This window comes from uncultured Microbacterium sp. (assembly GCF_947632095.1).
Classification (GTDB): domain Bacteria; phylum Actinomycetota; class Actinomycetes; order Actinomycetales; family Microbacteriaceae; genus Microbacterium.
The window spans coordinates 71,925-97,701 of sequence record NZ_CANROA010000003.1; the positions used below are offsets into that span (position 1 = coordinate 71,925).

General features: G+C 67.8%; 27 protein-coding genes. 14 read left to right on the forward strand and 13 right to left on the reverse strand.

Features of this window, described 5'->3' with window-relative positions; translation table 11 throughout:
- The first annotated feature begins 63 nt into the window (after positions 1 to 63).
- Positions 64 to 630 carry a LemA family protein gene (locus Q0Z66_RS02120; RefSeq protein ID WP_298037170.1) on the forward strand — a complete coding sequence of 189 codons (567 nt, stop codon included), beginning with the start codon at positions 64 to 66 and terminating at the stop codon, positions 628 to 630.
- Positions 631 to 681: 51 nt separating this feature from the next.
- On the opposite strand, the gene Q0Z66_RS02125 is transcribed toward Q0Z66_RS02120, so the two are convergent.
- Together Q0Z66_RS02125 and Q0Z66_RS02130 are read right to left on the reverse strand one after the other, a co-directional pair.
- Positions 682 to 1,569 carry a hypothetical protein gene (locus Q0Z66_RS02125; RefSeq protein WP_298037172.1) on the reverse strand — a complete coding sequence of 296 codons (888 nt, stop codon included), beginning with the start codon at positions 1,567 to 1,569 and terminating at the stop codon, positions 682 to 684.
- Positions 1,566 to 2,822 carry a crosslink repair DNA glycosylase YcaQ family protein gene (locus tag Q0Z66_RS02130; protein ID WP_298037173.1) on the reverse strand — a complete coding sequence of 419 codons (1,257 nt, stop codon included), beginning with the start codon at positions 2,820 to 2,822 and terminating at the stop codon, positions 1,566 to 1,568. The genes Q0Z66_RS02125 and Q0Z66_RS02130 overlap by 4 nt, the downstream gene beginning before the upstream one ends.
- 90 nt (positions 2,823 to 2,912) lie before the next feature.
- Between Q0Z66_RS02130 and Q0Z66_RS02135 the strand changes: the two genes are divergently transcribed.
- Entirely contained in the window at positions 2,913 to 4,106 is a 1,194-nt protein-coding gene (locus tag Q0Z66_RS02135; protein WP_298037175.1) for an AI-2E family transporter, read from the forward strand.
- Positions 4,103 to 5,332, forward strand: coding sequence for a threonine ammonia-lyase (gene ilvA, locus Q0Z66_RS02140; RefSeq protein ID WP_298037176.1), 1,230 nt, complete (start codon positions 4,103 to 4,105; stop codon positions 5,330 to 5,332). Before Q0Z66_RS02135 ends, ilvA begins: the two co-directional genes overlap by 4 nt.
- Before the next feature lie 65 nt (positions 5,333 to 5,397).
- Here the strand turns inward: ilvA and ilvD are convergent, their stop codons facing one another.
- Positions 5,398 to 7,260 carry a dihydroxy-acid dehydratase gene (ilvD, locus tag Q0Z66_RS02145; protein ID WP_298037178.1) on the reverse strand — a complete coding sequence of 621 codons (1,863 nt, stop codon included), beginning with the start codon at positions 7,258 to 7,260 and terminating at the stop codon, positions 5,398 to 5,400.
- Between the two features lie 84 nt (positions 7,261 to 7,344).
- Between ilvD and Q0Z66_RS02150 the strand changes: the two genes are divergently transcribed.
- Positions 7,345 to 8,178, forward strand: coding sequence for a helix-turn-helix transcriptional regulator (locus tag Q0Z66_RS02150; RefSeq protein ID WP_298037180.1), 834 nt, complete (start codon positions 7,345 to 7,347; stop codon positions 8,176 to 8,178).
- A gap of 1 nt (position 8,179) precedes the next feature.
- On the opposite strand, the gene greA is transcribed toward Q0Z66_RS02150, so the two are convergent.
- Complete coding sequence (greA, locus tag Q0Z66_RS02155; RefSeq protein ID WP_298037183.1) at positions 8,180 to 8,668, reverse strand: transcription elongation factor GreA; 489 nt, start codon at positions 8,666 to 8,668, stop codon at positions 8,180 to 8,182.
- 95 nt (positions 8,669 to 8,763) lie between these two features.
- Complete coding sequence (locus Q0Z66_RS02160; RefSeq protein WP_298037184.1) at positions 8,764 to 9,150, reverse strand: DUF4307 domain-containing protein; 387 nt, start codon at positions 9,148 to 9,150, stop codon at positions 8,764 to 8,766.
- A gap of 68 nt (positions 9,151 to 9,218) precedes the next feature.
- On the opposite strand from Q0Z66_RS02160, the gene Q0Z66_RS02165 reads away from it, so the two are divergent.
- On the forward strand, positions 9,219 to 9,509 hold the full coding sequence (locus Q0Z66_RS02165; RefSeq protein WP_298037186.1) for a hypothetical protein: 291 nt from the start codon (positions 9,219 to 9,221) through the stop codon (positions 9,507 to 9,509).
- Positions 9,510 to 9,540: 31 nt separating this feature from the next.
- On the opposite strand, the gene Q0Z66_RS02170 is transcribed toward Q0Z66_RS02165, so the two are convergent.
- Together Q0Z66_RS02170 and Q0Z66_RS02175 are read right to left on the reverse strand one after the other, a co-directional pair.
- A complete protein-coding gene (locus Q0Z66_RS02170; RefSeq protein ID WP_298037189.1) occupies positions 9,541 to 10,014 on the reverse strand; it encodes an S-ribosylhomocysteine lyase in 474 nt (157 codons plus the stop codon).
- Positions 10,015 to 10,120: 106 nt separating this feature from the next.
- Positions 10,121 to 10,825: a hemolysin III family protein gene (locus tag Q0Z66_RS02175; RefSeq protein WP_298037264.1), complete on the reverse strand. Its 705-nt coding sequence runs from the start codon at positions 10,823 to 10,825 to the stop codon at positions 10,121 to 10,123.
- Between the two features lie 130 nt (positions 10,826 to 10,955).
- Here Q0Z66_RS02175 and Q0Z66_RS02180 point away from each other — a divergent pair, with 130 nt between their 5' ends.
- The 4 genes from Q0Z66_RS02180 (at position 10,956) to Q0Z66_RS02195 (ending at position 15,005) form a co-directional block, all read left to right on the forward strand.
- Entirely contained in the window at positions 10,956 to 11,738 is a 783-nt protein-coding gene (locus Q0Z66_RS02180) for an isoprenyl transferase (RefSeq protein WP_298037192.1), read from the forward strand.
- A gap of 7 nt (positions 11,739 to 11,745) precedes the next feature.
- Positions 11,746 to 12,903 carry an aminotransferase gene (locus tag Q0Z66_RS02185; protein ID WP_298037194.1) on the forward strand — a complete coding sequence of 386 codons (1,158 nt, stop codon included), beginning with the start codon at positions 11,746 to 11,748 and terminating at the stop codon, positions 12,901 to 12,903.
- Positions 12,904 to 13,080: 177 nt separating this feature from the next.
- Complete coding sequence (locus Q0Z66_RS02190; RefSeq protein WP_298037197.1) at positions 13,081 to 14,442, forward strand: PhoH family protein; 1,362 nt, start codon at positions 13,081 to 13,083, stop codon at positions 14,440 to 14,442.
- Positions 14,443 to 14,579: 137 nt separating this feature from the next.
- On the forward strand, positions 14,580 to 15,005 hold the full coding sequence (locus Q0Z66_RS02195) for an ASCH domain-containing protein (RefSeq protein ID WP_298037200.1): 426 nt from the start codon (positions 14,580 to 14,582) through the stop codon (positions 15,003 to 15,005).
- Positions 15,006 to 15,219: 214 nt separating this feature from the next.
- Here Q0Z66_RS02195 and Q0Z66_RS02200 read toward each other — a convergent pair whose 3' ends face one another.
- The 5 genes from Q0Z66_RS02200 to xseA are packed head-to-tail and all read right to left on the reverse strand — an operon-like array spanning position 15,220 to position 19,474.
- A complete protein-coding gene (locus Q0Z66_RS02200) occupies positions 15,220 to 16,614 on the reverse strand; it encodes an aspartate ammonia-lyase (protein ID WP_298037203.1) in 1,395 nt (464 codons plus the stop codon).
- On the reverse strand, positions 16,611 to 17,285 hold the full coding sequence (locus tag Q0Z66_RS02205) for a carbonic anhydrase (protein ID WP_298037206.1): 675 nt from the start codon (positions 17,283 to 17,285) through the stop codon (positions 16,611 to 16,613). Before Q0Z66_RS02205 ends, Q0Z66_RS02200 begins: the two co-directional genes overlap by 4 nt.
- Positions 17,282 to 17,923 (reverse strand): DUF4245 family protein, encoded by a 642-nt coding sequence (locus tag Q0Z66_RS02210; RefSeq protein ID WP_298037209.1) that lies wholly within the window; start codon positions 17,921 to 17,923, stop codon positions 17,282 to 17,284. The genes Q0Z66_RS02205 and Q0Z66_RS02210 overlap by 4 nt, the downstream gene beginning before the upstream one ends.
- Positions 17,920 to 18,147, reverse strand: coding sequence for an exodeoxyribonuclease VII small subunit (locus tag Q0Z66_RS02215; RefSeq protein WP_298037212.1), 228 nt, complete (start codon positions 18,145 to 18,147; stop codon positions 17,920 to 17,922). The genes Q0Z66_RS02210 and Q0Z66_RS02215 overlap by 4 nt, the downstream gene beginning before the upstream one ends.
- A gap of 40 nt (positions 18,148 to 18,187) precedes the next feature.
- The gene (gene xseA, locus Q0Z66_RS02220; RefSeq protein WP_298037267.1) at positions 18,188 to 19,474 is read right to left on the reverse strand and encodes an exodeoxyribonuclease VII large subunit; all 1,287 of its coding nucleotides are present in this window, start codon (positions 19,472 to 19,474) and stop codon (positions 18,188 to 18,190) included.
- Between the two features lie 102 nt (positions 19,475 to 19,576).
- Here xseA and Q0Z66_RS02225 point away from each other — a divergent pair, with 102 nt between their 5' ends.
- The 4 genes from Q0Z66_RS02225 (at position 19,577) to Q0Z66_RS02240 (ending at position 23,449) form a co-directional block, all read left to right on the forward strand.
- Complete coding sequence (locus Q0Z66_RS02225) at positions 19,577 to 20,620, forward strand: 4-hydroxy-3-methylbut-2-enyl diphosphate reductase (protein WP_366938955.1); 1,044 nt, start codon at positions 19,577 to 19,579, stop codon at positions 20,618 to 20,620.
- Positions 20,621 to 20,625: 5 nt separating this feature from the next.
- Positions 20,626 to 21,429, forward strand: coding sequence for an IclR family transcriptional regulator C-terminal domain-containing protein (locus Q0Z66_RS02230; protein ID WP_298037218.1), 804 nt, complete (start codon positions 20,626 to 20,628; stop codon positions 21,427 to 21,429).
- Positions 21,430 to 21,646: 217 nt separating this feature from the next.
- On the forward strand, positions 21,647 to 22,180 hold the full coding sequence (locus Q0Z66_RS02235; protein ID WP_298037221.1) for a DUF6264 family protein: 534 nt from the start codon (positions 21,647 to 21,649) through the stop codon (positions 22,178 to 22,180).
- A gap of 177 nt (positions 22,181 to 22,357) precedes the next feature.
- A complete protein-coding gene (locus Q0Z66_RS02240; RefSeq protein ID WP_298037223.1) occupies positions 22,358 to 23,449 on the forward strand; it encodes a hypothetical protein in 1,092 nt (363 codons plus the stop codon).
- A gap of 80 nt (positions 23,450 to 23,529) precedes the next feature.
- Here Q0Z66_RS02240 and fbaA read toward each other — a convergent pair whose 3' ends face one another.
- The gene (gene fbaA, locus Q0Z66_RS02245) at positions 23,530 to 24,558 is read right to left on the reverse strand and encodes a class II fructose-bisphosphate aldolase (protein WP_298037225.1); all 1,029 of its coding nucleotides are present in this window, start codon (positions 24,556 to 24,558) and stop codon (positions 23,530 to 23,532) included.
- Between the two features lie 187 nt (positions 24,559 to 24,745).
- Between fbaA and glpX the strand changes: the two genes are divergently transcribed.
- Entirely contained in the window at positions 24,746 to 25,732 is a 987-nt protein-coding gene (gene glpX / locus Q0Z66_RS02250; RefSeq protein ID WP_298037228.1) for a class II fructose-bisphosphatase, read from the forward strand.
- The last annotated feature ends 45 nt before the right edge of the window (positions 25,733 to 25,777 follow it).

The window sequence follows — 25,777 nt, forward strand, 5'->3', positions numbered from 1 at the left end:
CCAGTTCGCACGCAGGGTGCGTCGATAGGATGAAAAAAATTCGTTTCGAGGGGGTTGCCCACCATGGAATGGCTCATTCCGGTAGTGATCATTGTGGCCGTGCTGGCACTTGTCGGCATTTACCTGTGGGCGACGTACAACTCGCTCGTGCAGTTGAACGTCCGCGTCGACGAGGCATGGAGCGGGATCACTGTTCAGCTGAAGCGCCGGGCCGACCTCATCCCCAACCTCATCGAGACGGTCAAGGGCTACGCCGCCCATGAGAAGGCGGTCTTCGAGAACGTGACGCGGGCACGAGCCGAGACGATGTCGGCGACCGGGCCGGGCGAGGCGGGAATCGCCGAGGGCCACCTGCAGCAGGCGCTGAAGTCGCTCTTCGCGGTGGCCGAGGCCTACCCTCAGCTGCAGGCCAGCCAGAACTTCCTCGGGCTGCAGCAGGCACTCGTCGACACCGAGGACAAGATTCAGGCCGCCCGCCGCTTCTACAACGGCGGCGTGCGCGAGCTGAACACCAAGATCAAGGTGTTCCCCAACAACCTCTTCGCCCGCGGTCTCGGCTTCACCGAGCGAGAGTTCTTCGAGGTTGCCGACAGTGCGGCCATCGCCGAGCCGCCCCGCGTGCAGTTCTGACACCACCGGAGAGGAAGGCCCGATGCGCATGCGCATCGGGCCTTCCTCGTTTCACCAGACCGACAGCACGATCGTGTCGGCGGTGAAGGAGACATCGCCGCGAAGCGTCCACGATTCGGTTCGATAGGTGGCGGTGAGCGGCTTTCCGTCGTGACCGGTGCCGTGCACGACGGCGATGAGGATGCCGTCATCGGCGAGGAACGAGGTCTCGCTCAGCGTGATGCTCGGGAAACGCTCGATCGTCATCTCTGCGCTGTCGACGTCCCGGAGATCCGCTGCCCAGGGCAGGACGATCCCGCATCCGCCCGGGATATCGGATGCCGTGGCGCAGTCTGTCGCGTAGGCGTCGAGCCGGGACTGAGCGAGGGACGACGCCTCGGGCAAGAGCTCGGCGTCGAGCGGACTCATGATGTCGGCGCCCGCGAGCGCACTGATGCGCGCCTCCCCGGCGAGGAAATCCGCCGGGGCCGCGGAGGCCTCGTAGACGGCGGGAATCAGCAGGGTCGGCGTGCTCGCCGGGATCAGAGCATCCCCGATCATCATGGGCGCATCCGCGGTGACGGCGGCGAAGAGCGCGTCGGGCTCCGGGACAAGGGACCCGCCGACCCGGGTCATCGGCAGCGCCGCGCGGTGCTGTTCACCATCCAGCGTGTAGGACACGCTGACGACGGGATCGCCGTCGTGCGCGGATGCCGAGACGACCGCCGGGTCCTCGATGAGACCGGTCGCGCCGCTCAGCGCGGCTATGGCGCTCTCCTCGAGCTCCACGCCGGCCGCGGCGATCGTCTCGGGGTCGCCCGTCGCCAATGCCTGCATGACGGCCAGAGCCCGATCCTCGGGAGCATCATCGGACGGGGTGAGGAAGAAGAGACCGGCCGCGGCCGTGGCGATGACCGCCGCGCCGATGGCGAGGAGCATTATCGGCCTGCGCTTCGTCATCCCGACACCTCCCGCGGGTGCACGTGACGCAGTGCCCCGCACTCGGAGGAGGTCAGGGGACGCGCGATGGCCTCGGCCGCATCACCCCATCCGGAGATCGAGATGTTCTGGAGACCCTGCCACTCGGCCGCGCGCATGATCTCCGCGGCGATGGCCGCCTCATCGCCGCGGCGGCCCTGCGGCTCCCACCAGGCGGACTGCACCTGCAGCGTCGAGCTCGCGCGATCGGCACGCAGATCGACGCGCGCAACGATGCGGTCGCGTACGAGAACGGGCAGGGAGTAGTAGCCGTATCGGCGCCTGTGCGCGGGAACGTAGATCTCGATGCGGTAGTCGAGCTCGAAAACGCGCAGCGCACGCTGGCGGAACCAGACGACGGGATCGAAGGGCGTGAGCAGAGCCGCAGCCTGGATTCGGCGGGGCAGGACGGCGTCGCTGTGCATCCATGCCGTGACGGCGCGTCCGCCCTGCTCCCACCCCCGTACAGCGACGGCGCGCAGACGCCCCTCGTCGGCGAGTTCATGGACGGCCCGTGCGACCGCGGCGCGGTCTCGGATGCGGTAGTAGTCGGCGAGGTCGGCAGCCGTCGCGATGCCGGACGATCGCGCCGCGCGCTCCACGAGCTCGCGGATCGCCGCGTCGCGGGGGACGACCCGATCTCGAACGGATGCCGGGATCACATGCTCGGCCAGTGCGTAGAGCCGCTCGAAGCCGCGGCGTCCGCTGATAGACACCTCGCCCACCCGCCACAGGTACTCCAGCGCCTGTTTCGCCTCATCCCAGTCCCACCAGGAACCGCGTTCGCGCGGCGCATCATCGCGCAGCTGCGCGGACCGCAGCGCACCGCGCTCCGCCAGCTCGGCCCGTACCCAGTCCAGGGTTCGGGGATCCGGCCACGATGAGGGGTTCGCGTCGCGGCGGGCGCGGAAATCATCCATGCGGAAACGCCAGAGCGGCCAGTCCTCGACGGGGATGAAGGTCGCCTCGTGCGCGAGGTATTCGACGTAGTGCGTGGTCCGGTTGACGAAGACGCGATCCAGGAGCGCCGGATCGTACGCGCCCAACCGGGAGAAGAAGGGCATGTAGTGACTGCGGGAGAACACGTTCACCGAGTCGATCTGCAGCACGCCCAGCCTGCCCATCGTGCCGTGCAGGTGACGGGGAGCGATCCTGGCGGCCGGGCGTCGACGGCTGAACCCCTGCGCGGCTAGGGCGACGCGTCGGGCCTCAGCGGCGCTCAGAGTGTCGGACACCCCGTCAGCGTACCCTCCGCCTCAGACACGGCAGCGTCATCGATGTCATCCATACTCCAGAGCGTTCTCAGCCGCAACTAGACTGACCACATGACGGAAGAGCAGCGCCCCCGAAAGCGCGATCTCCTGTGGGGTCGCATGCCGACCGACCGCACCGTCTCGACCGAGGCCGACCATGCCGTCCCCCTCGCTCTGCGCGTCACGGCGGGGTACGCGTGGCGGCTGCTGTTGATCGCCGCCGCGGCCGGAGTGATCGTGTGGGTCGTGATCACGCTGAAGCTCCTCGTGATCCCCCTGCTCGTGGGCATCCTCATCACGGCCCTGCTCTGGCCTGCCTTCTCCTGGATGCTGCGGCACCGCGTGCCGCGCTGGATCGCCATCGTCGTCTCGATGCTCGGAACCGTGGCGATCGTCGGGGGCCTCATGTGGCTCGTCATCTGGCAGGTCGCCCGTGAATGGCCCGAGGTGCAGGCGCGAACGGTCATCGCCGTGAACGAGTTCCGCACCTACCTCACTGAGGGGCCCCTGCATCTCACGGATGCGCAGATCCAGAACTACATCGATCAGGGCTTCGCGCTCATCCAGGAGCAGGCGCAGCTGCTGTGGTCGGGCGCGCTCGCGCTCGGCACGACGTTCGGCCATGTCGCCGTGGGCGCAGTGCTGACCCTGTTCATCCTCATCTGCCTGCTCACCGACGGTGCCGGCATCTGGCGCTGGACGACGCGCATGTTCCCGCGCGCGGCACGCCCCGCCGTCGACGCCTCGGCGCGCACCGGCTGGCGCACGGTCGTCAACTACGCCAAGACGCAGCTGCTGGTCGCCACGATCGACTCGATCGGCATCGGCCTGGGCGCGTTCCTGCTCGGAGTCCCGCTGCCCATCCCGATCGCCGTGCTCGTCTTCCTCGGCGCGTTCGTGCCGATCGTCGGAGCCGTCGTGACCGGTGCGCTGGCCGTGCTGCTCGCCCTCGTCTACAACGACCCGTGGAACGCGCTGTGGATGCTGGCCGTCGTGATCGGCGTGCAGCAGGTCGAGGGCCACATCCTGCAGCCGCTGCTGATGGGCTCGGCGGTCAAAGTCCATCCGCTGGCCGTCGTGCTCGTGGTCGCCGGCGGATCGATGATCGCCGGCATCCCCGGTGCCCTGTTCGCCGTGCCGCTCGCGGCATTCGTGAACGTGGTGGCCGTCACGCTGAGCAGCGGTTCGTGGAAGACCGGCGGCAAACCGTCGGGTGATCTCATCTGGAGTACAGTGCCGCGCGAGCGGCGACGGAGGAATACATGAGTGCAGTCCCTGAACTGGCAGAGTTCGAAGAAGCCGCACGGGGGCTGGAACGGGTGATATCGCGCACGCCGGCCCTCCCGGCGGTGGCGCTGTCCGACATCATCGGATCCCCCGTGATCCTCAAGATGGAGAACCTGCAGCGCACCGGTTCGTTCAAGATCCGCGGCGCCGCGCACCGTCTGTCGAAGCTGACCCCCGAGGAGCGCTCGCGCGGCGTGGTCGCAGCATCCGCCGGAAACCACGCCCAGGGCGTGGCTCTCGCAGCGCAGGCCCTCGGCATCCCCGCGACGATCTTCATGCCGCTGGGCGTGCCGGTTCCCAAGCTGCTCGCCACCCGGGGCTACGGCGCGGAGGTCGTGCTCGAGGGCGAGACCGTCGCGACCTCGCTGCGCCTCGCAGCCGAATTCGCCGAACGCACCGGCGCGGTCATGATCCACCCCTTCGATCATCGCGATGTCGTCGTCGGCCAGGGAACGCTCGGACTCGAGCTGCTCGAGGACGTGCCCGACGTCGACACGATCCTCGTCGGCATCGGCGGCGGCGGGCTCATCGCCGGTGTCGCGGCGGCAGCCAAGGCAAAGGCCGCAGCCGCCGGGCGCACGATCCGCGTGATCGGCGTGCAGGCCGAGAATGCCGCGGCCATGACGCCTTCTCTGGCAGCGGGTGAGCCGGTCGAGATCGTCACGAAGCCGACGATCGCCGACGGCATCCTCGTCGCCCAGCCCGGCGGCGTGCCCTTCGAGATCATCCAGGACCTCGTCGATGACGTCGTCACGGTGAGCGACGACGACATCGCCCGAGCACTCCTCGTGCTCCTGGAGCAGTCGCGCGTCGTCGTCGAGCCGGCCGGCGCAGTGAGCGTCGCGGCGATCCTCGCGGGCAAGGTCGAGGACACCGGCAAGACGCTCTGCGTGCTCTCCGGCGGCAACATCGATCCGCTGCTCATGCAGCGCGTCGTCTCGCACGGGCTTGCGGCATCCGGCCGTTACCTGACGATTCGCATCCCGCTGCCCGATCGTCCCGGTCAGCTCGCGCGCGTGTCAGAGCTCGTCTCCGAAGCCGGCGCGAACGTCATGGAGGTCATGCACACTCGCCACGGCCAGGGCCTGCAGATCAGCGAGGTGATCCTCCAGATGTCGATCGAGACGCGCGGCGCCGAGCACACCGATCTCACCCTCGACACGCTGCGGCGCGCGGGCTTCGACCCGATCGTCGTCCCCGACTGACACGCATCCCCGCAATGCAGTATGCGCCGGCACCCCGAGGGGGCGCCGGCGCATTCCGCGTCTGATCAGACGATCTCGGGAACGATGCGGATCGCGCCCTTGTCCGCCGACTGCGCGAAAGCGGCGTAGGCGCGCAGCGCCGCCGTCACGGGGCGCACCCGGTTCTTCGGGCGGTATCCGCCGTTCGCCTCGAGGTCGGCGCGACGGCGCTCGAGCTCCTCAGCTGGGACGTCGAGGGAGATCGCGCGGGTGGGGATGTCGATCGAGATGATGTCGCCGTCCTCGACGAGCGCGATGAGCCCTCCGGCCGCAGCTTCGGGGGAGACATGGCCGATCGACAGTCCAGACGTGCCGCCGGAGAAGCGGCCGTCGGTGATGAGGGCGCACTTCTTGCCCAGGCCCAGCCCCTTCAGGTACGAGGTCGGGTAGAGCATCTCCTGCATGCCGGGGCCGCCCTTGGGGCCCTCGTAGCGGATGACGACGACGTCGCCCTCCACGACCTTCTTGCTGAGGATCTTCTCGACGGCCTCATCCTGCGACTCGCACACGACCGCGGGACCGGAGAACGTCCAGATCGACTCGTCGACGCCGGCGGTCTTCACCACGGCGCCGTCGACGGCGACATTTCCACGCAGAACCGCGAGGCCGCCATCCTTCGAATAGGCGTGCTCGACATCGCGGATGCAACCGCCTGCAGCATCCACGTCGAGGTCCTCCCAGACGTTCGACTGCGAGAACGCCTTCGAGGATCGCACGCCGCCGGGGGCGGCGTGCCACAGGGCCTGCGCCTCGTCGGAGGCCTTGCCCCCGCGGATGTCCCACTCGTCGAGCCACTCTCCGAGGGTCGATGCGTGGATCGTGTGCACCTGGTCATCGAGCAGACCGCCGCGGCGCAGCTCGCCCAGCAGTGCGGGTATGCCGCCGGCGCGGTGCACGTCCTCCATGTAGTAGGTCTTGTCGCCGGCGATGTTCGGGGCGACCTTCGCCAAGCAGGGCACTCGGCGCGAGACCTCGTCGATCTCGTCGAGCCCGAAGTCGACGCCGGCCTCGACGGCGGCGGCCAGCAGATGCAGGATCGTGTTCGTAGACCCGCCCATCGCGATGTCGAGGGCCATGGCGTTGCCGAAGGCGGCCGGGGTGGCGATGTTCAGCGGCAGGACCGAGGCGTCGTCTTCGTCGTAGAAGCGGCGGGTGATGTCGACGACGAGCGAACCGGCCTTCTCGTAGAGGGCGCGGCGGGCCGTGTGGGTGGCGAGCACGGAGCCGTTGCCCGGCAGGGAAAGGCCGATGGCCTCGGTGAGGCAGTTCATCGAGTTGGCGGTGAACATTCCCGAGCAGGAGCCGCAGGTGGGGCACGCGGCCTCCTCGATGCGGGTGATGTCCTCATCGGAGATGTTCGGGTTCACGGCCTCGCTCATCGCATCGACGAGGTCGAGGGTGCGGATGGAGCCGTCGACGAGGGTCGCGCGTCCGGACTCCATCGGGCCGCCGGAGACGAAGACGGTCGGGATGTTCAAGCGCAGCGCTGCGAGGAGCATCCCCGGGGTGATCTTGTCGCAGTTCGAGATGCAGACGAGGGCGTCGGCGCAGTGCGCGTTGACCATGTACTCGACCGAGTCGGCGATGAGGTCGCGCGAGGGGAGCGAGTAGAGCATCCCGCCGTGACCCATGGCGATGCCGTCGTCGACGGCGATCGTGTTGAACTCGCGGGGGATGCCGCCGGCTTCGGTGATGGCGTCCGAGACGATCCGACCCACCGGGGCGAGGTGGGTGTGGCCGGGGACGAACTCGGTGAAGGAGTTGGCGACGGCGATGATGGGCTTGCGGCCGAGGTCGCCGCCGGGAACACCGGCGGCGCGCAGCAGTGCGCGGGCGCCCGCCATATTGCGGCCGTGGGTGACAGTGCGTGAGCGAAGAGGGGTGGGCATGATTCCATTGAGCCACACTTTTCACCCGCCGGGCAGCCGTGGAGCGCATGCCGTTAGTACTGGTACTGGCAGTACTATCGAAGGGTGATCCGTCCTCGAACCCCGCGCCGGGAGCAACTCGGCGAGTTCCTCGCAGCGCGCCGCAGAGCGATGAGCCGCACGGCAGTCGGACTGCCGCTCACATCGCGGCGCAGCGATACCGGCCTGAGCCGCGAGGAGGTCGCGGCGCTGTCGGGCGTCAGCAGCAGCTGGTACACCTGGCTCGAGCAGGGGCGCGACATCAACGTCTCCCGGCAGGTGCTCGCCGCGGTCTGCCGGGTGCTGGATCTCACCGCCGCCGAAGGGGAGTACATCTCGGCGCTGGCGGAACAGGGGAAGGAGCCGGACCCCGAGCGCGCCGAGGTGCTGCCCGTGCACCTGCAGCGCATGGTCGACGCCTTCGACTTCCCGGCGTTCATCGTCGGCACCGACTGGTCGATCGTCGGCTGGAACTCCGGCTACGAATGGCTCTACCCGCGCATCGCCGACCTCGACGAAGAAGCGCGCAACCTGCTCTCGCTCGTCTATACCGACCCGCAGCTGCGCGAGATGCTGCCGGACTGGGAGCGCGACAGCAGAAGGTTCCTCGCGGAGTTCCGCGCCGAGTCGGGGGTGCGGCTGTCATCTCCGCGGCACCGGGCGGTCGTCGAACGGCTTCGTGCGGAGAGCGAGGACTTCCTGCTGCAGTGGGCCGAGCTCACGGTGGAGCGCTTCACCTCGCGCATCCGGAACTTCCGTCACCGTGACGCGGGGCTGCTCGAGTTCGAGCACCACCGGCTCGTGCCCTCGGACGCCCCTGATCTGCACATCGTCATGTACGTGCCGACGACGAGGGCCCGGCCGCCGAAGCAGGACCGGGCCCTCGTGAAGCGTCGTTGAATCAGCCCGCGAAGGTCTCGACGTTCGTGACCTCGACGGCGATCATCTTGCCGTTCGGCGCCTCATAGGAGGTCTTCTCGCCGACCTTGAGGCCGAGGATGGCGATGCCCAGGGGGCTCGCCTCGCTGTACACATCGAGATCGGTGCCGCCGGCGATCTCCCGGCTGCCGAGGAGGAAGATCTCCTCCCCACCGGCGACGACGGCGGTGACGACCGTGCCCGGCTCGACGATTCCACGGCTGGCCGGCGCTTCGCCGACCTTCGCGTTCTTCAGGAGTAGCTCGAGCGTGCGGATGCGCGCCTCCTGCTTGCCCTGCTCGTCCTTCGCCGCGTGGTAGCCGCCGTTCTCCTTGAGGTCGCCCTCCTCGCGGGCCGCCTCGATGCGCTTGGCGATCTCGTCGCGGCCGATGGTCGAGAGGTGCTCGTGCTCGGCGACGAGCCGGTCGTAGGCTTCCTGCGTGAGGAATGAAGTCTGAGCGTCTGCAGACACAGCGTGCTCCTTAGTATGTGCGGTCGCCCGTCAGGGCGGTGGGATATGCCAAGACGCCCCGGCAGAAGGCCAGGGCGTCGGTATTCACGAGGATTCTATGCGACCCAGCAGGCGTTCACCAAACCTGTCGTGGCCTCTGCGACCGTCGGGACGGTGACGGTGAAGGACCGCGTGTGGGCCGCATCCGCCGGGATCTCGACGATCTTCCAGCCGACGACGCCGAACTCGACATCCAGCGCCTCGACGGCGCAGACGACGTCCTTCTGATTCGTGGCGGTCAGCTGGAATCGCACGGTCGTGCTGTGCGCATCGACGACCTCGAACCCGAGATCGTCCGCGTCGACCGAGTTCATCGACTGGGCCACCGTCATCCATCCCGCGGCGATGACGGCGAGCACGGCGATTATGCCGCCGATGATCCAGGTAGCCTTTCGACGTCGGCCGCGGCCGTATCGCTCGTCGAGCTCGAGTGTTGTCGTCACGTGCTGGGTCTTCCGGTCGTTAGGCTGGTACTACCAGGTTATGCGACCTGGGCAGGAAAGGCGGACACATGCTCGTGCTGTTCGGAACAGAGATTCCCATTCCGACGCCGTCGGTCGACCCCGACTCCGTGACGCCGGGGCCCATCGGGTTCGCCGCGATCGTGATCGTCGTGATCGCCGTGGTCCTGCTCATCTGGGACATGAACCGCCGCGTGCGCCGGGTGCGCTACCGCGAGGAGATCCGCGAGGAGCTGGATGCCGAGCTCGCTGCGACGCAGAGCGAAGAAGCGGATGACGCGGCGTCCGCTCCCGTCGAGACCACGATGACGGACCCCGAAGAGGACGATCCGACCCGCTGACCGCGGCGGACCGTCCTCGGTGGGGCGGCCGTCAGACTCCGACGCGGGAGAACGCGTCGAGGCTGATCCCCTGTTCGAGGATGTGGCGCGACCACTCCTTGGCGCTGTGCAGGCTGTGATCGCGGTAGTTGCCGCACTCCACGGCTGAGACTCCGGGAACGTCGTCCCAATCGGCCTTCTCGGCGATGAACTGCAGGCCGGCGCGGATCGCCGTGACGACCTCGGCGACCGTCGGCTCGCCCCAGGTGATCAGGTGGAAGCCGGTTCGGCAGCCGAACGGCGAGATGTCGATGACGCCGTCGAGGTGATCGCGCAGCACCGCGGCGAGGGTGTGCTCGATCGTGTGCAGGCCCGACGTCGGGATCTCGCCGGCGTTCGGCTGCACGAACCGCACATCGAAGTTGGAGATCGTATCGCCGCGCGGTCCGCGCTCGACGGAGATGAGGCGCACATAGGGTGCGTGGACAGCGGTGTGATCGAGCGTGAAGCTCTCGACTTCGGCCATGGGTCAAACTCTCCTCGTCATGGGATTCGCGTGCATCGGGTGCACTGCGAACTTAGCCGCCCGCAGGGGCGAACGACACATCCTGTTACCGCGCGAGGCGCGGGCGTCAGCCTGGAAGACCGAGCGAAGGGGAGTGCGGGGCCAGCGAGATGAGCAGGCACGCGGTCCAGTGGCAGAGGAACGCCAGCACGGTGCATAGATGGAAGATCTCATGGAATCCGAAGTGGCCGGGCCAGGGGTTCGGCTTCTTCAGCGCGTAGACGATCGCGCCACCGGTGTAGAGCAGACCCCCGACGCACACGAGCACCATCATCGCGACGTTCGCCTGCAGGAGATCTGCCATGTACATCACCGCAGCCCAGCCGAGGACCAGATAAAGAGCGACGTACAGCCAACGGGGCGCATCGATCCAGAAGACGCGGAACAGGATGCCGAGCACGGCCCCGCTCCACACCAGGATGAGCAGCAGCATCCCCTTCTCGGGAACGAGCGCGTTCACCGCGAGCGGTGTGTAAGTGCCGGCGATCAGCAGCAGGATGTTCGCATGATCGATGCGCTTGAGGACCATCTTGGTCTTCGGGCCCCAGTTGATGCGGTGATACAGGGCGGAGTTGCCGAACAGCAGCAGCGAGCTGGCCATGAACACGGCCGCAGCCCACTTGGCCGGAGTTCCCTCGGCGAGCACGATCAGCACGATTCCGGCGGCGATCGCCACGGGGAAGGTGCCCGCGTGGAGCCAGCCGCGCCAGCTCGGTTTCACCTCGGCGATCGCGTCATCCTGTGCGGCGTCGATCAGAGGCAGCTGGGGCAGAGGCGTCGCTTCGTGGTCGGGAGTGCTCACGTGCTCACTCTAGGTGTCGGCTCATTCCGTTTGATGTACATCTTCAGCATGCTGAGCGGGCTCACACGGTGTATGAGGCTCGGCGCGGTAGCGTAGGCACGTGAATGCGCGTGTGAGCGAAGGCCGGGGCCTGCTGTATCGGTTGTATGGCAACCGCCTGCGGCGACAGCTGGACCCCTCGGCCGTTCCGCACCACATCGCCATGATGATCGATGGCAACCGCCGCTGGGCGCGTCAGCTGGGCTTCGATTCCGTTTCCGACGGTCACCGGGCCGGAGCCGCGAAGATGCGCGAGTTCCTCGGCTGGTGCGATGAGATCGGCGTGCGCGTCGTCTCCCTCTACCTCCTCTCCAGCGACAATCTGCGCAAGCGCGACTCGAAGGAGATCGCCGACCTCATCGAGATCATCGCCGAGCTCGCCGAGGCTCTGTCGCAGCAGAGCGGATGGCGCGTCAAGCACGTGGGACGCTCCGACATCCTCCCCGCAGAGCTCGCGCGCGTTCTCTCCGATGCGGAGAAGCGCACCGAGCACAACACCGGGCTGCACGTCAATCTTGCGGTCGGCTACGGCGGACGCAACGAGATCGTCGATGCGGTCCGCTCGATCCTCGCCGAGCACCATGCCTCCGGCGGCTCGTTCGAGGACCTCGCCGAGCAGCTGACCCCCGAGATGATCGGCGAGCACCTCTACACCGGCGGCCAGCCCGATCCCGACCTCGTGATCCGCACCAGCGGTGAGCAGCGCCTCAGCGACTTCCTCCTCTGGCAGAGCGCGCACAGCGAGTTCTATTTCGTCGAAGCGCTCGGTCCAGACCTGCGTGAGGTCGACTTCCTGCGGGCGATCCGCGACTTCGCCGACCGGGATCGCCGGTTCGGCCGCTGAATCCACCGTGTCTGCGCGGGCTTGGCGTGGGAGACTCGGGGGGGTAACCACTATCGATGACTACCTCGCGGGCTTCGACGGCGACCCCGGGTACCTCGACTGGGCCGGCTTCGGTCCCATCTCGCCGACCGTGCGCGCCGAAGTCTTCGCCGATGCTGATCTCCTCGGCAGCGGACGGGCCTCGTCCAATGCCCTCGTCTCCGAGCGCTTCGACGAGGCACGCGATCTCGTCGCCGAACTGATCGGCATCGACCCCGCCCTCGTCACCCTGCAACCCTCCGCCACGCACGGCCTTCAGCATGCCCTCTACGGCCTCGCCGGCACGGTTATGGCATCGAGTGCCGAGGTGCCTGCCATCACGGTCACACTCGAGCGCGCGGCTCGGTTCTCGGGCGATGCCCTGCAGGCACGGTGGATTTCGCCGGCCGACTCGTTCGTGACTCCCGAGGCGGTCGGGGAGGCCCTCGACGACGACGACGTGCGCGCCCTCGTCGTCAGTCACGTCGACTTCCGCACGGGCTACCGTGCCGACCTCGCGGCTCTGCGCGAGGTCATCGGCTCAGACCGGATCCTCATCGTCGACGCCGTTCAATCATTCGGGATCGTCGACGACGATCTCAGCATCGCCGATGTCGTGGTCGGCAACGGATACGGATGGTTGCGGTCCGCGCGCGGAACGGGCTTCGCATCGTTCTCGCCGCTCGCCCGGGAGCGCATCGAGCCCGTCCTCTCCGGATTCGTCGGAGTCGAGGGCGGAATGCCCCTCGACAACATCCCCGCCCCCGCGGCATCCGCCCGAGCCTACGCGGTCAACCACCCCGACCAGCTCGCCGTCGCCCGCCTGGCCGTCGGATTGCGCGGTGTGCGCGAGGTCAGCCCTGCGGTCATCGAGAAACGCATCAGCGAACGCGTCGACCGCATTCTCGAGATCGTCGACCCCCACGGCATCCCCGTGCAGACACCGCGCGATGAGCACCGACGTGCCGGAATCGTCACGCTCATCCCGCACGCCCCCGGCGCACTCGCCGCCGTGCTCACCAACGCCGGCGTCGTCGCGACGCCGCGGGGAAACAGCATCCGGCTGTCGGCGCACGCCGGAACGAGCGACGAGACCCTGCGCATGCTCGACGAAGGAATCCGCACCTTCATCTCGATGAACGCCTGAACGTTCATCCGCGCGACACCTCCCGTTCTGCGTGTCGGTGCCGGCATGGCGACATGCCGGTCGTACCTTCGAGGCATCGGGCACCGCGCCCGATCGAGTCGGCCAGAAGGTACGCGACTCGTGGCCCCAGGTCGACTCGTGGCATAGCCGGGAATCACCCCGGGTCGGGAGTGGGTCGTGACCACACGCACAGCACAGCAGTCCACCCGTCAGGCCTCGCGCCGAGCCTCCAGCGACAGGCCCGAGCACGACCTCCGCACGTATGTGCTCGATACATCCGTGCTGCTCAGTGATCCGCAGGCGTTCTTCCGCTTCGCCGAGCACTCCATCGTCCTGCCCGTCATCGTGATCACCGAGCTCGAGAGCAAGCGCAACGACCCGGAGATCGGCTACTTCGCGCGGCAGGCGCTGCGCCACCTCGACGAGTTGCGCATCGAGCACGGACGACTCGACTACCCCGTGCCGATCGGCGAGGGCGGGACCCTGCGCGTCGAACTGAGCAACACGGACGGGCAGGCGCTGCCCAGCGGGATCCGACTCGGCGACAACGACTCGCGCATCCTCTCGGTCGGCATGCAGCTCGCCGATGACGGCCAACAGGTCACGATCGTCTCGAAAGACCTGCCGATGCGCGTCAAGGCGGCATCCCTGGGCCTCCACGCCGAGGAGTACCTCGCCGAACAGGCGGTCGATTCCGGATGGACGGGGCTCGCCACCCTCGACCTCTCCGGCGACGAGATGAGCGACCTCTACGAGAGCGAAGTCGGAATCAGCGAGCAGGCCCGCGGACTGCCCGTCAACACCGGGCTCATCGTTCAATCCGAGCGGGGGTCGGCCCTCGGTCGCATCATCGGGGACGGGGAGTATCGCCTCGTGCGCGGAGACCGGGAACTGTTCGGCATGCACGGACGCTCGGCGGAGCAGCGCATCGCGATCGATCTCCTGCTCGATGCGGATGTGGGAATCGTCTCGCTCGGCGGACGCGCCGGCACCGGCAAGTCGGCACTGGCGCTGTGCGCGGGGCTGGAAGCCGTGCTCGAGCGCCGGCAGCAGAAGAAGATCATCGTCTTCCGTCCTCTCTTCGCCGTCGGCGGGCAGGAACTCGGATATCTGCCCGGCGACCAGGGGGAGAAGATGGGGCCCTGGGGGCAGGCGGTCTTCGATACGCTCGGCTCGGTCGTGTCGGGCAACGTCATGGAGGAGGTCGTGGAGCGCGGCATCCTCGAAGTGCTCCCGCTGACGCACATCCGCGGACGCTCCCTGCACGATGCCTTCGTGATCGTCGATGAGGCGCAGTCGCTGGAGCGCAACGTGCTGCTGACGGTGCTCAGCCGGATGGGACAGAACTCCCGTGTTGTGCTCACCCACGATGTCGGGCAGCGGGACAACCTGCGGGTGGGGCGCCATGACGGCATCGCGAGCGTGATCGAGACGCTCAAGGGGCACGATCTGTTCGGGCACGTGACGCTGACCCGTTCGGAGCGCTCCGCGATCGCGGCGCTGGTGACGGAGCTGTTGGAGGGCGGCGAACTCAGCTGAGCGGGTTGCCACCGCGGCGCGCTCGTTGCACCTGGCGGACGCTGTTGCGCGTGGCGGACTTTTCTCGGGAAATGCTCCGCTGCGCGCAACAACCTCCGATGCGCGCAACAGGAGACGGGCCGGAATAAGCTGGACGGATGCCGGAATCCTCAGAACTTCCCGTCTCGGAGTACGCATTCCCGGGCCCGCTGCGCGACCAGCTCGTCGCGGCGATCCTGAGCGGCGAGAAGACGTCGACGACCTCGTTGGTCGTGCAGTACGAGCTCGAGGGCGAACCGCTTCCGGCGGTCGGCGACCGGGCAGTCGTCATCGACTCGAATGACGCACCCGTGTGCATCGAGGAGATCACCGAGGTTCGGGAGGTGCGCGTCGCCGATGTCGATCTCGCGCACGCGATCGCCGAGGGCGAAGGGTTCACGTCGGTCGCGGAGTGGCGAAGCGGACACGAGCAGTTCTGGCACGGGGACGAGTTCCGTGCGGCGATGGGCGACCCGGATTTCACGGTGGACGACGAGACGCGGGCAGTGCTGGTGACCTTCCGCGCGCTGCCGCTCGGCCTCTGAATTCTGAGACGGTCGGGGCGCAGCATCCACCGGCGAGGTCCGGCCCGTTGCACGCGCCGGGCTTTGTCGCACCTGACGGACCCTTTCCGCGGAAACGTCCGCTGTGGGCAACAACCTCCGCAGGGCGCATCATCGCAAGCGTGCCGATACACCCCTGGAAACACGGATGCCGCGAGGAACAGGTCCTCGCGGCATCCGGATCAGACTGTCGGGATCAACCCGGGTGGGTCATCGAGAGCAGGTCGAGCTTCTCGTCGAGCAGCTCGATCGTGATCTCACCGCGCTCGACGTAGCCCAGGGCGATGACGGCATCGCGCACCGTGATGCCCTCGGCGACCGCGTGCTTGGCGATCTTCGCCGCGGCCTCGTAGCCGATGACCTTGTTCAGCGGGGTCACGATCGACGGGCTCATGCCGGCGAAGGCCGCGGCGCGCTCGAGGTTGGCCTCGAGGCCGTCGACGGTCTTGTCGGCGAGCACGCGCGAGGCGTTCGCGATCAGGCGGATCGATTCGAGGAGGGCCGTGCCCATGACGGGGATCGCGACGTTGAGCTCGAAGGATCCGGATGCTCCGGCCCAGGCGACCGTCGCATCGTTGCCGATGACGCGGGCGCACACCATGAGAACAGCCTCGGGGACGACCGGGTTGACCTTGCCGGGCATGATCGAGGAGCCGGGCTGCAGGTCGGGGATGTGCAGCTCGCCGAGACCCGTGTTCGGGCCCGAGCCCATCCAGCGCAGGTCGTTGTTGATCTTCGTCAGCGAGACGGCGATGGTGCGCAGGGCGCCGGATGCCTCGACGAGGCCGTCACGGTTGGCCTGTGCCTCGAAGTGGTCCTTCGCCTCGGTGATCGGCAGCTCGGTCTCCGCGGCGAGCAGCGCAATGACCTTCTGCGGGAAGCCGAGCGGGGTGTTGATGCCGGTGCCGGTTGCGGTGCCGCCCAGCGGAACCTCGGCGACGCGGGGGAGGGCCGACTGCACGCGCTCGATGCCGAGGCGGATCTGGCGGGCGTAGCCGCCGAACTCCTGGCCGAGGGTGACGGGGGTGGCATCCATGAGGTGGGTGCGACCCGACTTGACGGCGTCCTTCCACAGCTCGGCCTTGGCCTCGAGCGCCACGGCGAGGTGGTCGAGCGCGGGGATGAGGGTGTCGATGAGCGCCTGCGTGACGGCGATGTGCACCGAGGTCGGGAACACGTCGTTCGACGACTGCGAGGCGTTGACGTGGTCGTTCGGGTGAACGGTCGCACCGAGGATGCGGGTCGCGAGCGTCGCCAGGACCTCGTTCATATTCATGTTCGAGGACGTGCCAGAGCCGGTCTGGTACGTGTCGACGGGGAACTCGCCGTCGTGGATGCCGGAGGCGACCTGGTCGGCGGCCTGGGCGATCGCGTCGGCGATGGCGGCGTCGAGCGTGCCGAGCTCCTTGTTCGCGAGGGCCGCGGCCTTCTTGATGCGTGCGAGCGCGGCGATCTGGGTCGACTCGAGGCCGGAGCCCGAGATCGGGAAGTTCTCGACGGCGCGCTGGGTCTGCGCACCGTAGAGCGCGTTTGCGGGAACGCGCACCTCGCCCATGGTGTCGTGCTCGATGCGGTACTCGATTTCGGTCACTTCGATCCCTCCTGGGTGGCGGGGACGCCTTCGATCCCCGTGTCGATTCCAACAGTGATGACGGGCACGGCCGTGCCCTCGGAAAGACGGTAGTTCGCGCCCACGATGCCCAGGCGTCCCTCTTCGACCGCGCTGGCGATCATCTCGGAGGACTGCAGCAGGTCGCGCACGGTGTTGCGCAGGTGCTCGGCGCCGACCTGCTCGGCGTCGATGTCGGTCACCGAGCCGCCGCCGCTGGCAGCGAGCACCTTGCGGGCTGCGGGGACGATGGGGGCGATGAGCTTCCAGATGTTGGCCGGAAGCGGTTCGGCGTCGATCGGGGTGCCGGCGATCGCGGCGCCGACGGCTCCGCAGGAGTCGTGGGCGAGCACGACGATGAGCGGGACGTTCAGGATGCCGACGGCGTACTCGAGGCTCGCGACGATCGATTCGCCGAGGACCTGTCCGGCGTTGCGGACGACGAACAGGTCGCCCAGGCCCTTGTCGAAGATGATCTCGGCGGCCAGGCGCGAGTCGGAGCAACCGAACAGCGTCGCCATCGGGTTCTGCTCGCTGGCGAGGTCGTGACGGCGGCCGACGTCCTGGTTCGGGTGACGGGGGTCACCCGAGACGAACCGCTGGTTCCCCTCGAGCATCTCCTGCCAGGCGGCAGTCGGGGTCAGAGCGGTCATGAGGCCTCCTTGAGGGCTTCGATCTGCGGAACAAGAGTTTCGGCGAGCTCGGCCGTCGACTCCGCAGAGCGTGAGCCGTAGAGGAGGATGTAGTCGTCACCCGCCTGGGTGCCGATTGCGTAGCTGACGTTGTCGTCGGTGGTGCCCTTGAGCGTGTAGACGTCCCACTCGAGGCCGCCGATGCGCGTCGTGTCGGTTGCGGCGGTGCCGCTGAGCATCTGCGGCGCCCAGGACGAATCGGTGCCGAAGGCCTGGGCGATTCGGATGAATCCGCGCTCCTCCTGGGATGCCGGTGCCAGGGTGACGTTCCAGACCGTGGTCGATCCGCCCTGCAGCTCGGCAGCGTTGACGCGCCAGAAATCACCGGTCTCCGGAACGATCGCCGGGCTCTGCATCGCGGTCTCGACGTCTGCGGCGATGGCGGCCACATCGATCGACGGCTCGGCGACGGGCTCGCCGCGGGGAACCGCGAAGATCACGACCGCGACGACCGCGACCGTGATGATCAGCGCGGCGATGAGGTTGCGGAACGTCTGGCTGGCGCGGTAGGTCTTGCTGAACTCCGCCTTGCGCGCAGAGGTCTCCTCCGGAGTCTCAGGGCGGCCCAGCTCGGCGACGATCGCGGGCTTCTTGCTCATGCTTCGTCTTCCTCGGATGCTGCGCGGGCCTGTTCGAGGCGGCGCTTGGCTCCGACGAGCCACTCCTCGCAGCGGGCCGCGAGGGCCTCGCCGCGCTCCCACAGGGCCAGCGAATGCTCGAGCGTCGGTGCCCCCTGCTCGAGCTCGGCGACGACGCGGACGAGCTCGTCACGGGCGGCTTCGAATGACAGAGTCTCGACGGGGGAGTCGTTGGGCGCGGTCACCCCTCCATCCTACGCTTCGACGCTCGGGCGCCGGACCGGCTCACGCGGGCGTCGACGGCGACTGCGCCGCGCCGTCGGATCGCGCGGCGACGGAACCGTTCTCGAGTGTGATGGTCATGGTTGTTCCGGCCGGCGCGTCTGCGGCGTCGCGCAGGATCGACCCTCCGTCGAGGTGCGCGATGGCGTAGCCGCGGGCGAGGGTCGCCGCCGGTGAGAGCGCCCGCAGGGAGGCGCGGAGCTCGACGGTGCGTCGCTCGGCTCCGTCGATGTGGCGGGAGATCGTGTCGCGACCGCGGGAGAGCAGCAGCCAGACCTCTTGGGAACGCGTGTCGATGATGGGATCGGGGGTGCGCAGCACGGGGCGCGTGCGCAGCTGCTCGAGCTGCGCGATGTCGTGCGAGATGCGCTGGGTCAGCCGGGTCGTCGCCCGCGACCGCAGCTGGGCGATGAGAGCGCGTTGCTCGCCGACGTCGGGGACGACGCGCTTCGCCGCATCGGTGGGTGTCGAAGCGCGCAGGTCGGCCACGTCGTCCAGGAGCGGTCGGTCGTTCTCATGCCCGATCGCCGAGACGATCGGGGTGGATGCCGCGGCCACGGCTCGTACGAGCCGCTCGTCGCTGAATCCCAGCAGCGTCTGCGGGTCGCCGCCGCCGCGGGCGATCACGATGACATCGACTTCGGGGTCGGCATCCAGCCGTGCGAGTGCTGCGAGCGTCTCGGGAACGCACCGTTCCCCCTGCACCGCCGCGTACTCGGTGCGGAAGCGCACCTGCGGCCAGCGAAGTTCGGCGTTGCGGTGCACATCCTTCTCGGCATCCGAGCGCTCACCCGTGATGAGGCCGATCGTGTTGGGGAGGAAGGGGAGGGGCTTCTTGCGAGAGGCATCGAAGAGGCCCTCGCCGCGGAGCTGTGCGCGCAGGCGTTCGAGCCGCTCGAGCTGATCGCCGAGCCCGACGTGCTTCATGGCGGAGACGGTGAAGCTGAAATCGCCGGCCTTGACGAAGTAGTCCGACTTGACGGCGGCCACGACGTGAGCGCCCACGGCGAGGTCGGCGGGGATCCGCCCGCGCACGCTCGACCACACACGGATCGAGATCTGCGCATCGGACTGGGTGTCTTTGAGCCTGCCGAAGACGTTTCCGCCGCGCACGTTCCACGAGGTGATCTCGCCCTCGACCCAGACGATGTTCCACCGGGCGATGAAGTCGCGGATGGTCGTGTTCAACCGTGCGACAGAGGTCGGAGCATCCGCCGTCGAATCCCTCGGGGCGACGGCATCCGGAGGCGGCGTCTCGCCGGCCGCGGGCGATGCTTCGAACAGCGTCATCTCGTCCTCTTCTCCGCCGGTTCCCGCGGGGACCGGCCCGGAGCTTTCCCGGGTGGTCACGGCTAGGATCGAGCCGTGACCCAGGCCACCGTTCATCTGCCCATTCCGCGCATCCCACGATCGCGCACGGCGCTTCTTCAGGATATCCCGGTCGACGGGAGCAAGCGGATCCTGCTCGCCGCTCCGCGCGGGTACTGCGCCGGGGTCGACCGCGCCGTCGTCGCCGTCGAGAAGGCGCTCGAGCGGTACGGGGCTCCTGTGTACGTGCGCAAGCAGATCGTGCACAACATTCACGTGGTGACCGAGCTCGAGGCTCAGGGGGCGATCTTCGTCGATGAGGTCGACGAGGTTCCGGAAGGCGCTCACGTGGTCTTCAGCGCGCACGGCGTCTCGCCGGCCGTCGTCGAGGCCGCGGCCGATCGGGGCCTGCAGGCGATCGATGCGACCTGCCCGCTGGTGACCAAGGTGCACCGCGAGGCCGTGCGCTTCGCCCGTGACGACTACGAGATCCTCCTCATCGGTCACGAGGGGCACGAAGAGGTCGAGGGCACGGCGGGGGAGGCCCCGCACGCGGTCACGATCGTGAACTCGCCCGCTGATGCCGACACCGTCGAGGTGAAGGACCCCTCGAAGGTGGTCTGGCTGTCGCAGACGACGCTGTCGGTCGACGAGACGATGGAGACGGTCGAACGTCTGCGACTGCGATTCCCGGATCTGCAGAACCCGCCGTCGGATGACATCTGCTACGCGACGCAGAACCGTCAGGTCGCGATCAAGAAGGTTGCGGTCGGAGCCGATCTGGTGATCGTCGTCGGGTCCGCGAATTCCTCCAATAGCGTGCGGCTCGTGGAAGTGGCCCTGGAGTACGGGGCGAAAGCCGCGTACCGTATCGATTACGCCGATGAGATCAAGCAGGAATGGCTCGACGGCGTCGCCACCGTGGGAGTGACGAGCGGGGCTTCCGTGCCGGAAGTGCTCGTGCAAGAGGTCCTCGAGACGCTCGGAACCGCTGGGTACGGTGACGTGGAAGAAGTGCGCACCGCCGAGGAGGATCTGATGTTCTCATTGCCGAAGGAGCTCAGGCAGAATGCTTCGGGAGCGCGCGATGATCGCGCGCTCGGCGGGCGTAGCACCCGACAAGCCTGATCGTCGTGGCCGCCCAGGAATCGGAGCCGACGCTGATCGGATCCGTGCAGCGTGCTCTGCGTCTGGTCGACATCGTCGCGAATGCTCCGCGCCCCTTGCCGGCGAAGGCGCTCGCCGCCGCTACCGGCCTCACCGCGGGGACCACGTACAACCTGTTGCGGACCCTCGTCCATGAGGGCTATCTCTCGGCGGAGCCGGATGGGATCGTGCTCGGGGACCGCTTTCCGTCGTTCCAGGAGCAGATCGATTCGCGCGGTGTCTTCCTCGCGCGCGTCCGGGCGGCATTGCGCGAGGTGACGGATGAGGTCGGGGCGACCGCGTACCTATCGCGCTTCGACGATGGCGAGGTGCATCTCGTCGACATCGTCGATGGCACGCACAAACCCCGTGTGGAGCTGTGGGTGGGCTTGCACTCGAGCGCGCATGCGACGGCCCTGGGCAAGCAGATCCTCGCCGGTCTCGGGGAGTCGGAGCGGCTCGATTATCTATCGCGGCATCGTCTGGAGGAGCTGACCCCGAAGACGATCAGCGACCGTGCCACGCTGCTGACGCAGCTGCAGCAGTCGCCGGGCTGGGTGGTCGACGACGAGGAGTACTCGATCGGCAGCACGTGTCTCGCGGTGCCGGTCATCGCTCCGGGTGTGACGGCCTCGCTGGCGATCTCCCTTCCCGCGGAGCAGGCCGTGGTCGATCGCGCCCTTGTGCGGAGATTGCAGCGCACGGCCCGGAATCTCTCGCTCCAGCTCGGGGCCGATGCGCTCGATTCCGGGGCCGCCGGTGTCGCCGTCGGCGACGAGTTCACTATCTGAAGAAGTACCCCTCGCATTCTTCTGGACGGTTGTCTAAGGTGTTGGGTATCGGCGCCTGTATTGCGGTGCCGAAGGTGAGGGAAGCGTCCCCAGCGCTTACTCATCTCGGCGAGAACGTCCCCAGCGTTCGTAGCCAGCGGCCCCGGAGGAGTCCCCACTTCTCAGGGGCCGCCGCTCTTTCCGGCCTGCTCAAAGCGGAGCCGGTTAGCATGGTTGCATGAGTGAACAGCGTCCCCAGTACGGTGAGTATGCGACCGTCGAGGAGCAGCGCCGTCTGGCAGGGCTTCCTCCGCTGGACGCTGTCGAAGCTGTTCCTGCCGAACCCGCCGCGCTTCGACCGGCGGCCACGGCATCGCCTGAGGAGGCCGCGCCGAAGCCCCGCTCCTGGGACCGGCTGCTGACGATCGCCCTGCTCGCTTATGGCGTCGTGAACGTGTTCATGACGGCCGGGTCCTACCTGGATCTTCCTGCGGTCATGAACGAGAGCCTGCAGCTGCTCGGCGTCGACGGCGAGTTCTCGAACTTCGCCCAGGGGCGGCTGTGGGGAACGATCGCGGCAGCGGTGCTGGTGATCGGCTGGGTGATCACGGCTGTGCTGTCGATGCGCCGCTTGCGCACGGGCAAGATCTCCTGGTGGGTTCCGCTGGTCGGCGCCCTCGCGACCGGGGTCGTCGTGTCGTTCTGCATCGCTGTGCCGATGATGGGGGATCCGGCCTTCCTGTCGTACCTCGAATCGATGACCGGCGTCTGACGCTCACAGCTCGGTGCGGGGCCGGGCCGATATCGTCATCGTGTGCATGACAACAGCTTTGGCGTTCATCTTTCCTATGCCTCGGTCGAACGCGTCGATGGCGGTGATCCCCGTGCGGCGGCTCGCGAGATTCTGCGTTCCCTGCGCGTACCTGCGGGACTGAGGGATTCTGACGCGGTGTGGGACGACGATGAGGCGGTTCTCGAAATCCCCGTGACGGATGCCGGTACGGTGCTGACCCTCACCGAAGCGGATGCTGTGGCCACGACGCTCACGGTCGGTGAACTGCGTGCGGCGTTCCGTGCGGAGGGGCTCCTGCTCCTGCTCGATGTCGAGGGCGATGATGAGCTGGAGGACGCGGAGGACATCGAGGAAGCGCTCGGTGCAGCGGATGCCGAGCTCAGCGACCCGGAACAGGACCTGATCGACGAGGATCTCTTCGCGCCGCACCCCGTTCAGATCGCCGTCTTCTCCCACCGGGGGCCGTTCGCGGGCCGCATGCTGGCGCAGCTGAACCGAGTCGCGGTCGACCATATGGAGTCGGGCGCCTGGTCGCTCGTACGCTTCGCTTCGGAGGAGAGCACGACCGCGGGGATCGGTTCCGCGGCGGAGATGCCCGTCATCGAGCTCAATCGCGTCGCGGGCGGCGGGGACTGGTTCGAGATCACGACCCCGGGCGGTCTGCATCTGTTCTGGCCGGATGCCCAGCGGGCGACCGAGCCGGTGCTCGATCTCGATGCGATCACCGTGCCGGAGACGCAGGCCATCTGCCGTGCGCTGCTCAGCGACGGCGATGGCAGCCGGGAGGAGCTCATCGAGCTCGCGGCGCATTCTGTGCTCGATGTCGACGCCGCACATCGCGCGCTCCGACCGGAGGCGCTCGGCGGCATCGTCGGGCTGCGCGCCCGTGAGGAGGCGTTCCTCGCGGCCTTCGGGCTGCCCGCCGAGCTCATCGCCGGAGCCTTCGAAGAGCCGCACCTGCCGGTGCGGCGGTTCGAGCGCACCGGGTGGGCGCGCGCTATCGGTGACACGCTCGTCGGCGGCCTGGGCGAGATGACCCCGCTGACTCGTCGCGATCGCCCGTTCGCGCGCCTCGGCGCTGCTCTTCGGAGCAAGCCGTTGATCGCGGCGGCGCTCAGCGTCGCCGAGCTCTCCGGCGGCATCCTTCTCTCGCGTCGCGCCGGGGCAGGCCGCTTCTTCGGCATTCTGTTGATCTCGGATGCGATCGGCGATCTCATCATCGCGGAGGTGCGTCGACGCCGACGCTGATACTCGCCCGCCAACGCGAAGACCGCGCCGAGACGGAGAGCGTCTCGACGCGGTCTTCGCGTCTATCAGAGGTGCGTCGATCAGCTCTGGGACTGGCCGTAGCTGCCGAGCTGGCGGGTCGACTCGACGATGCGCGCAGCCATCGCGGACTCGGCGACCTTGCCCCAGGCGCGCGGGTCGTAGACCTTCTTGTTGCCGACCTCGCCATCGACCTTCAGGACGCTGTCGTAGTTCTTGAACATGTAGTCGGCGATCGCACGCGTGTAGGCGTACTGCGTGTCGGTGTCGATGTTCATCTTGATGACACCGTTGGCGACGGCCGTGGCGATCTCTTCGTCGCTCGATCCGGATCCGCCGTGGAAGACGAGGTCGAGGGGCTTGGCGCCGGTGTTGTACTTCGCGGCGACCTCGGCCTGGATCTCGCCCAGGAGCTCGGGGCGCAGCTTGACTCCGCCGGGCTTGTAGACGCCGTGGACGTTGCCGAACGTGAGGGCGGCGATGTAGCGGCCCTGCTCGCCGAGGCCCAGGGCCTGAACGGCCTGGTCGACGTCGGCGAAGGTGGTGTACAGGGCGTCGTTGGAGCCCTTGTGCTCGACGCCGTCCTCCTCGCCGCCGACGACACCGATCTCGACCTCGAGGATCGCGTTGATGTTCTTCATGCGGGGGAGCAGCTGCTGGGCGATCTCGATGTTCTCAGCGAGGGGAACGGCCGAGCCGTCCCACATGTGCGACTGGAAGATCGGGTTGCGACCTGCCTTGACCTCTTCTTCCGAAGCGGCGATCAGCGGCTCGACGAAGCCGTCGAGGGCGTCCTTCGGGCAGTGGTCGGTGTGCAGGGCGACCGTGATCGGGTAGTTCTTTGCGACCTCGGTGGCGTAGCGCGCGAAGGCGAGGGCGCCGGTGGCGCGGGCTTTGACGGTGTGGCCGGCGAAGTAGTCGGCGCCGCCCGTGGTGACCTGGATGATGCCGTCGGAGCCGGCTTCGGTCAGGCCCTGGAGGACGGAGTTGATGGTCTGCGAGCTGGAGACGTTGAATGCGGGATACGCGAAGGAACCGGCCTTCGCGCGGTCGAGCATCTCTGCGTACTGATCCGGAGTGGCTACGGGCATGAATAACTCCTGCGATAGATGAAGCCTGGGACAGCTTCACTCTATCGGTGGACCGGACCGGATGCCGGGGCTGTATCGCGTCGTTTGCGAGTCCCGATCTTCGCTGGCGTTAAGAAAGCCACTTCTTTCAGCAAGTGTTTGCGGAAACACCAGCTGTTTCAACGATTCGGGTGCTTACGATGGATACATGGTGAGTCTGACGGCCGATATGAGCCCGCTGCGTCCTGATCGAAACCTCGCACTCGAGTTGGTGCGTGCGACCGAGGCCGCGGCGATCCGTGCCGTGCCGTTCATCGGCCGAGGCGACAAGGAAGCAGCCGATGGGGCTGCGGTCGACGCGATGCGCGCCTTCCTCGGCACCGTCAACTTCCAGGGACGAGTCGTGATCGGCGAGGGCGAGAAAGACAACGCGCCCATGCTGTTCAACGGCGAGGTCGTGGGATCGGGCCGCGGGCCCGAGTGCGATATCGCCGTCGACCCGATCGATGGAACGTCGCTGACCGCCGCCGGCCGCCAGAACGCGCTGTCGGTGATCGCGGTCTCCGACCGCGGCACGATGCTCGACGCGTCGAGCGTCTTCTACATGGACAAGCTCGTCACGGGCCCCGCCGGTGTCGGCGTCGTCGACATCCGCCTCCCGATCGGCGAGAACATCCGTCGTCTGGCGCAGGCGCTGGGCAAGCCCGTCGATGAGATCGTCGTCTCGGTGCTGAACCGCCCGCGTCACGAGAAGCTCATCGCCGAGATCCGCGAGACCGGCGCCGGCACCCGCCTCATGAGCGATGGCGACGTCGCAGGCGGCATCAATGCTGCGCGGCACAATGCGCGCACCGACATGTGCGTGGGAGTCGGCGGAAGCCCGGAGGGCATCGTCACCGCCTGCGCGATCAAGGCGCTCGGCGGGCACATCCAGGGGCGCCTGTGGCCGCGCGACGATGAGGAGCGCCAGCGTGGGATCGACGCCGGGCTGAAGATGGACCACGTCTACGAGGCGGAGGATCTCGTGCGCGGCGACAACACTCTCTTCGTCGCGACGGGCGTCACCGATGGCCAGCTCGTCGACGGCGTCAGCCGCGAGGGCAACTACGTGTACACGGAGTCGGTCGTGCTGCGCGGAGCCTCCGGAACGCTGCGTCGCATCGCATCGGAGCACCTCGTCTCGAAGTGGCTGTAACGGCATCGTTACCCGCTCTTTCTCCCCGTTTTGCACAGGCCTGCG

Bases quoted from the DNA above. Each gene is read 5' to 3' on its own strand.
- Q0Z66_RS02120 (WP_298037170.1), top strand. From the start codon at position 64: ATGGAATGGCTCATTCCGGTAGTGATCATTGTGGCCGTGCTGGCACTT.
- Q0Z66_RS02125 (WP_298037172.1), bottom strand. From the start codon at position 1,569: ATGACGAAGCGCAGGCCGATAATGCTCCTCGCCATCGGCGCGGCGGTC.
- Q0Z66_RS02135 (WP_298037175.1), top strand. From the start codon at position 2,913: ATGACGGAAGAGCAGCGCCCCCGAAAGCGCGATCTCCTGTGGGGTCGC.
- ilvA (WP_298037176.1), top strand. From the start codon at position 4,103: ATGAGTGCAGTCCCTGAACTGGCAGAGTTCGAAGAAGCCGCACGGGGG.
- ilvD (WP_298037178.1), bottom strand. From the start codon at position 7,260: ATGCCCACCCCTCTTCGCTCACGCACTGTCACCCACGGCCGCAATATG.
- Q0Z66_RS02165 (WP_298037186.1), top strand. From the start codon at position 9,219: ATGCTCGTGCTGTTCGGAACAGAGATTCCCATTCCGACGCCGTCGGTC.
- Q0Z66_RS02170 (WP_298037189.1), bottom strand. From the start codon at position 10,014: ATGGCCGAAGTCGAGAGCTTCACGCTCGATCACACCGCTGTCCACGCA.
- Q0Z66_RS02195 (WP_298037200.1), top strand. From the start codon at position 14,580: ATGCCGGAATCCTCAGAACTTCCCGTCTCGGAGTACGCATTCCCGGGC.
- Q0Z66_RS02205 (WP_298037206.1), bottom strand. From the start codon at position 17,285: ATGACCGCTCTGACCCCGACTGCCGCCTGGCAGGAGATGCTCGAGGGG.
- Q0Z66_RS02210 (WP_298037209.1), bottom strand. From the start codon at position 17,923: ATGAGCAAGAAGCCCGCGATCGTCGCCGAGCTGGGCCGCCCTGAGACT.
- xseA (WP_298037267.1), bottom strand. From the start codon at position 19,474: ATGACGCTGTTCGAAGCATCGCCCGCGGCCGGCGAGACGCCGCCTCCG.
- Q0Z66_RS02235 (WP_298037221.1), top strand. From the start codon at position 21,647: ATGAGTGAACAGCGTCCCCAGTACGGTGAGTATGCGACCGTCGAGGAG.
- fbaA (WP_298037225.1), bottom strand. From the start codon at position 24,558: ATGCCCGTAGCCACTCCGGATCAGTACGCAGAGATGCTCGACCGCGCG.
- glpX (WP_298037228.1), top strand. From the start codon at position 24,746: ATGGTGAGTCTGACGGCCGATATGAGCCCGCTGCGTCCTGATCGAAAC.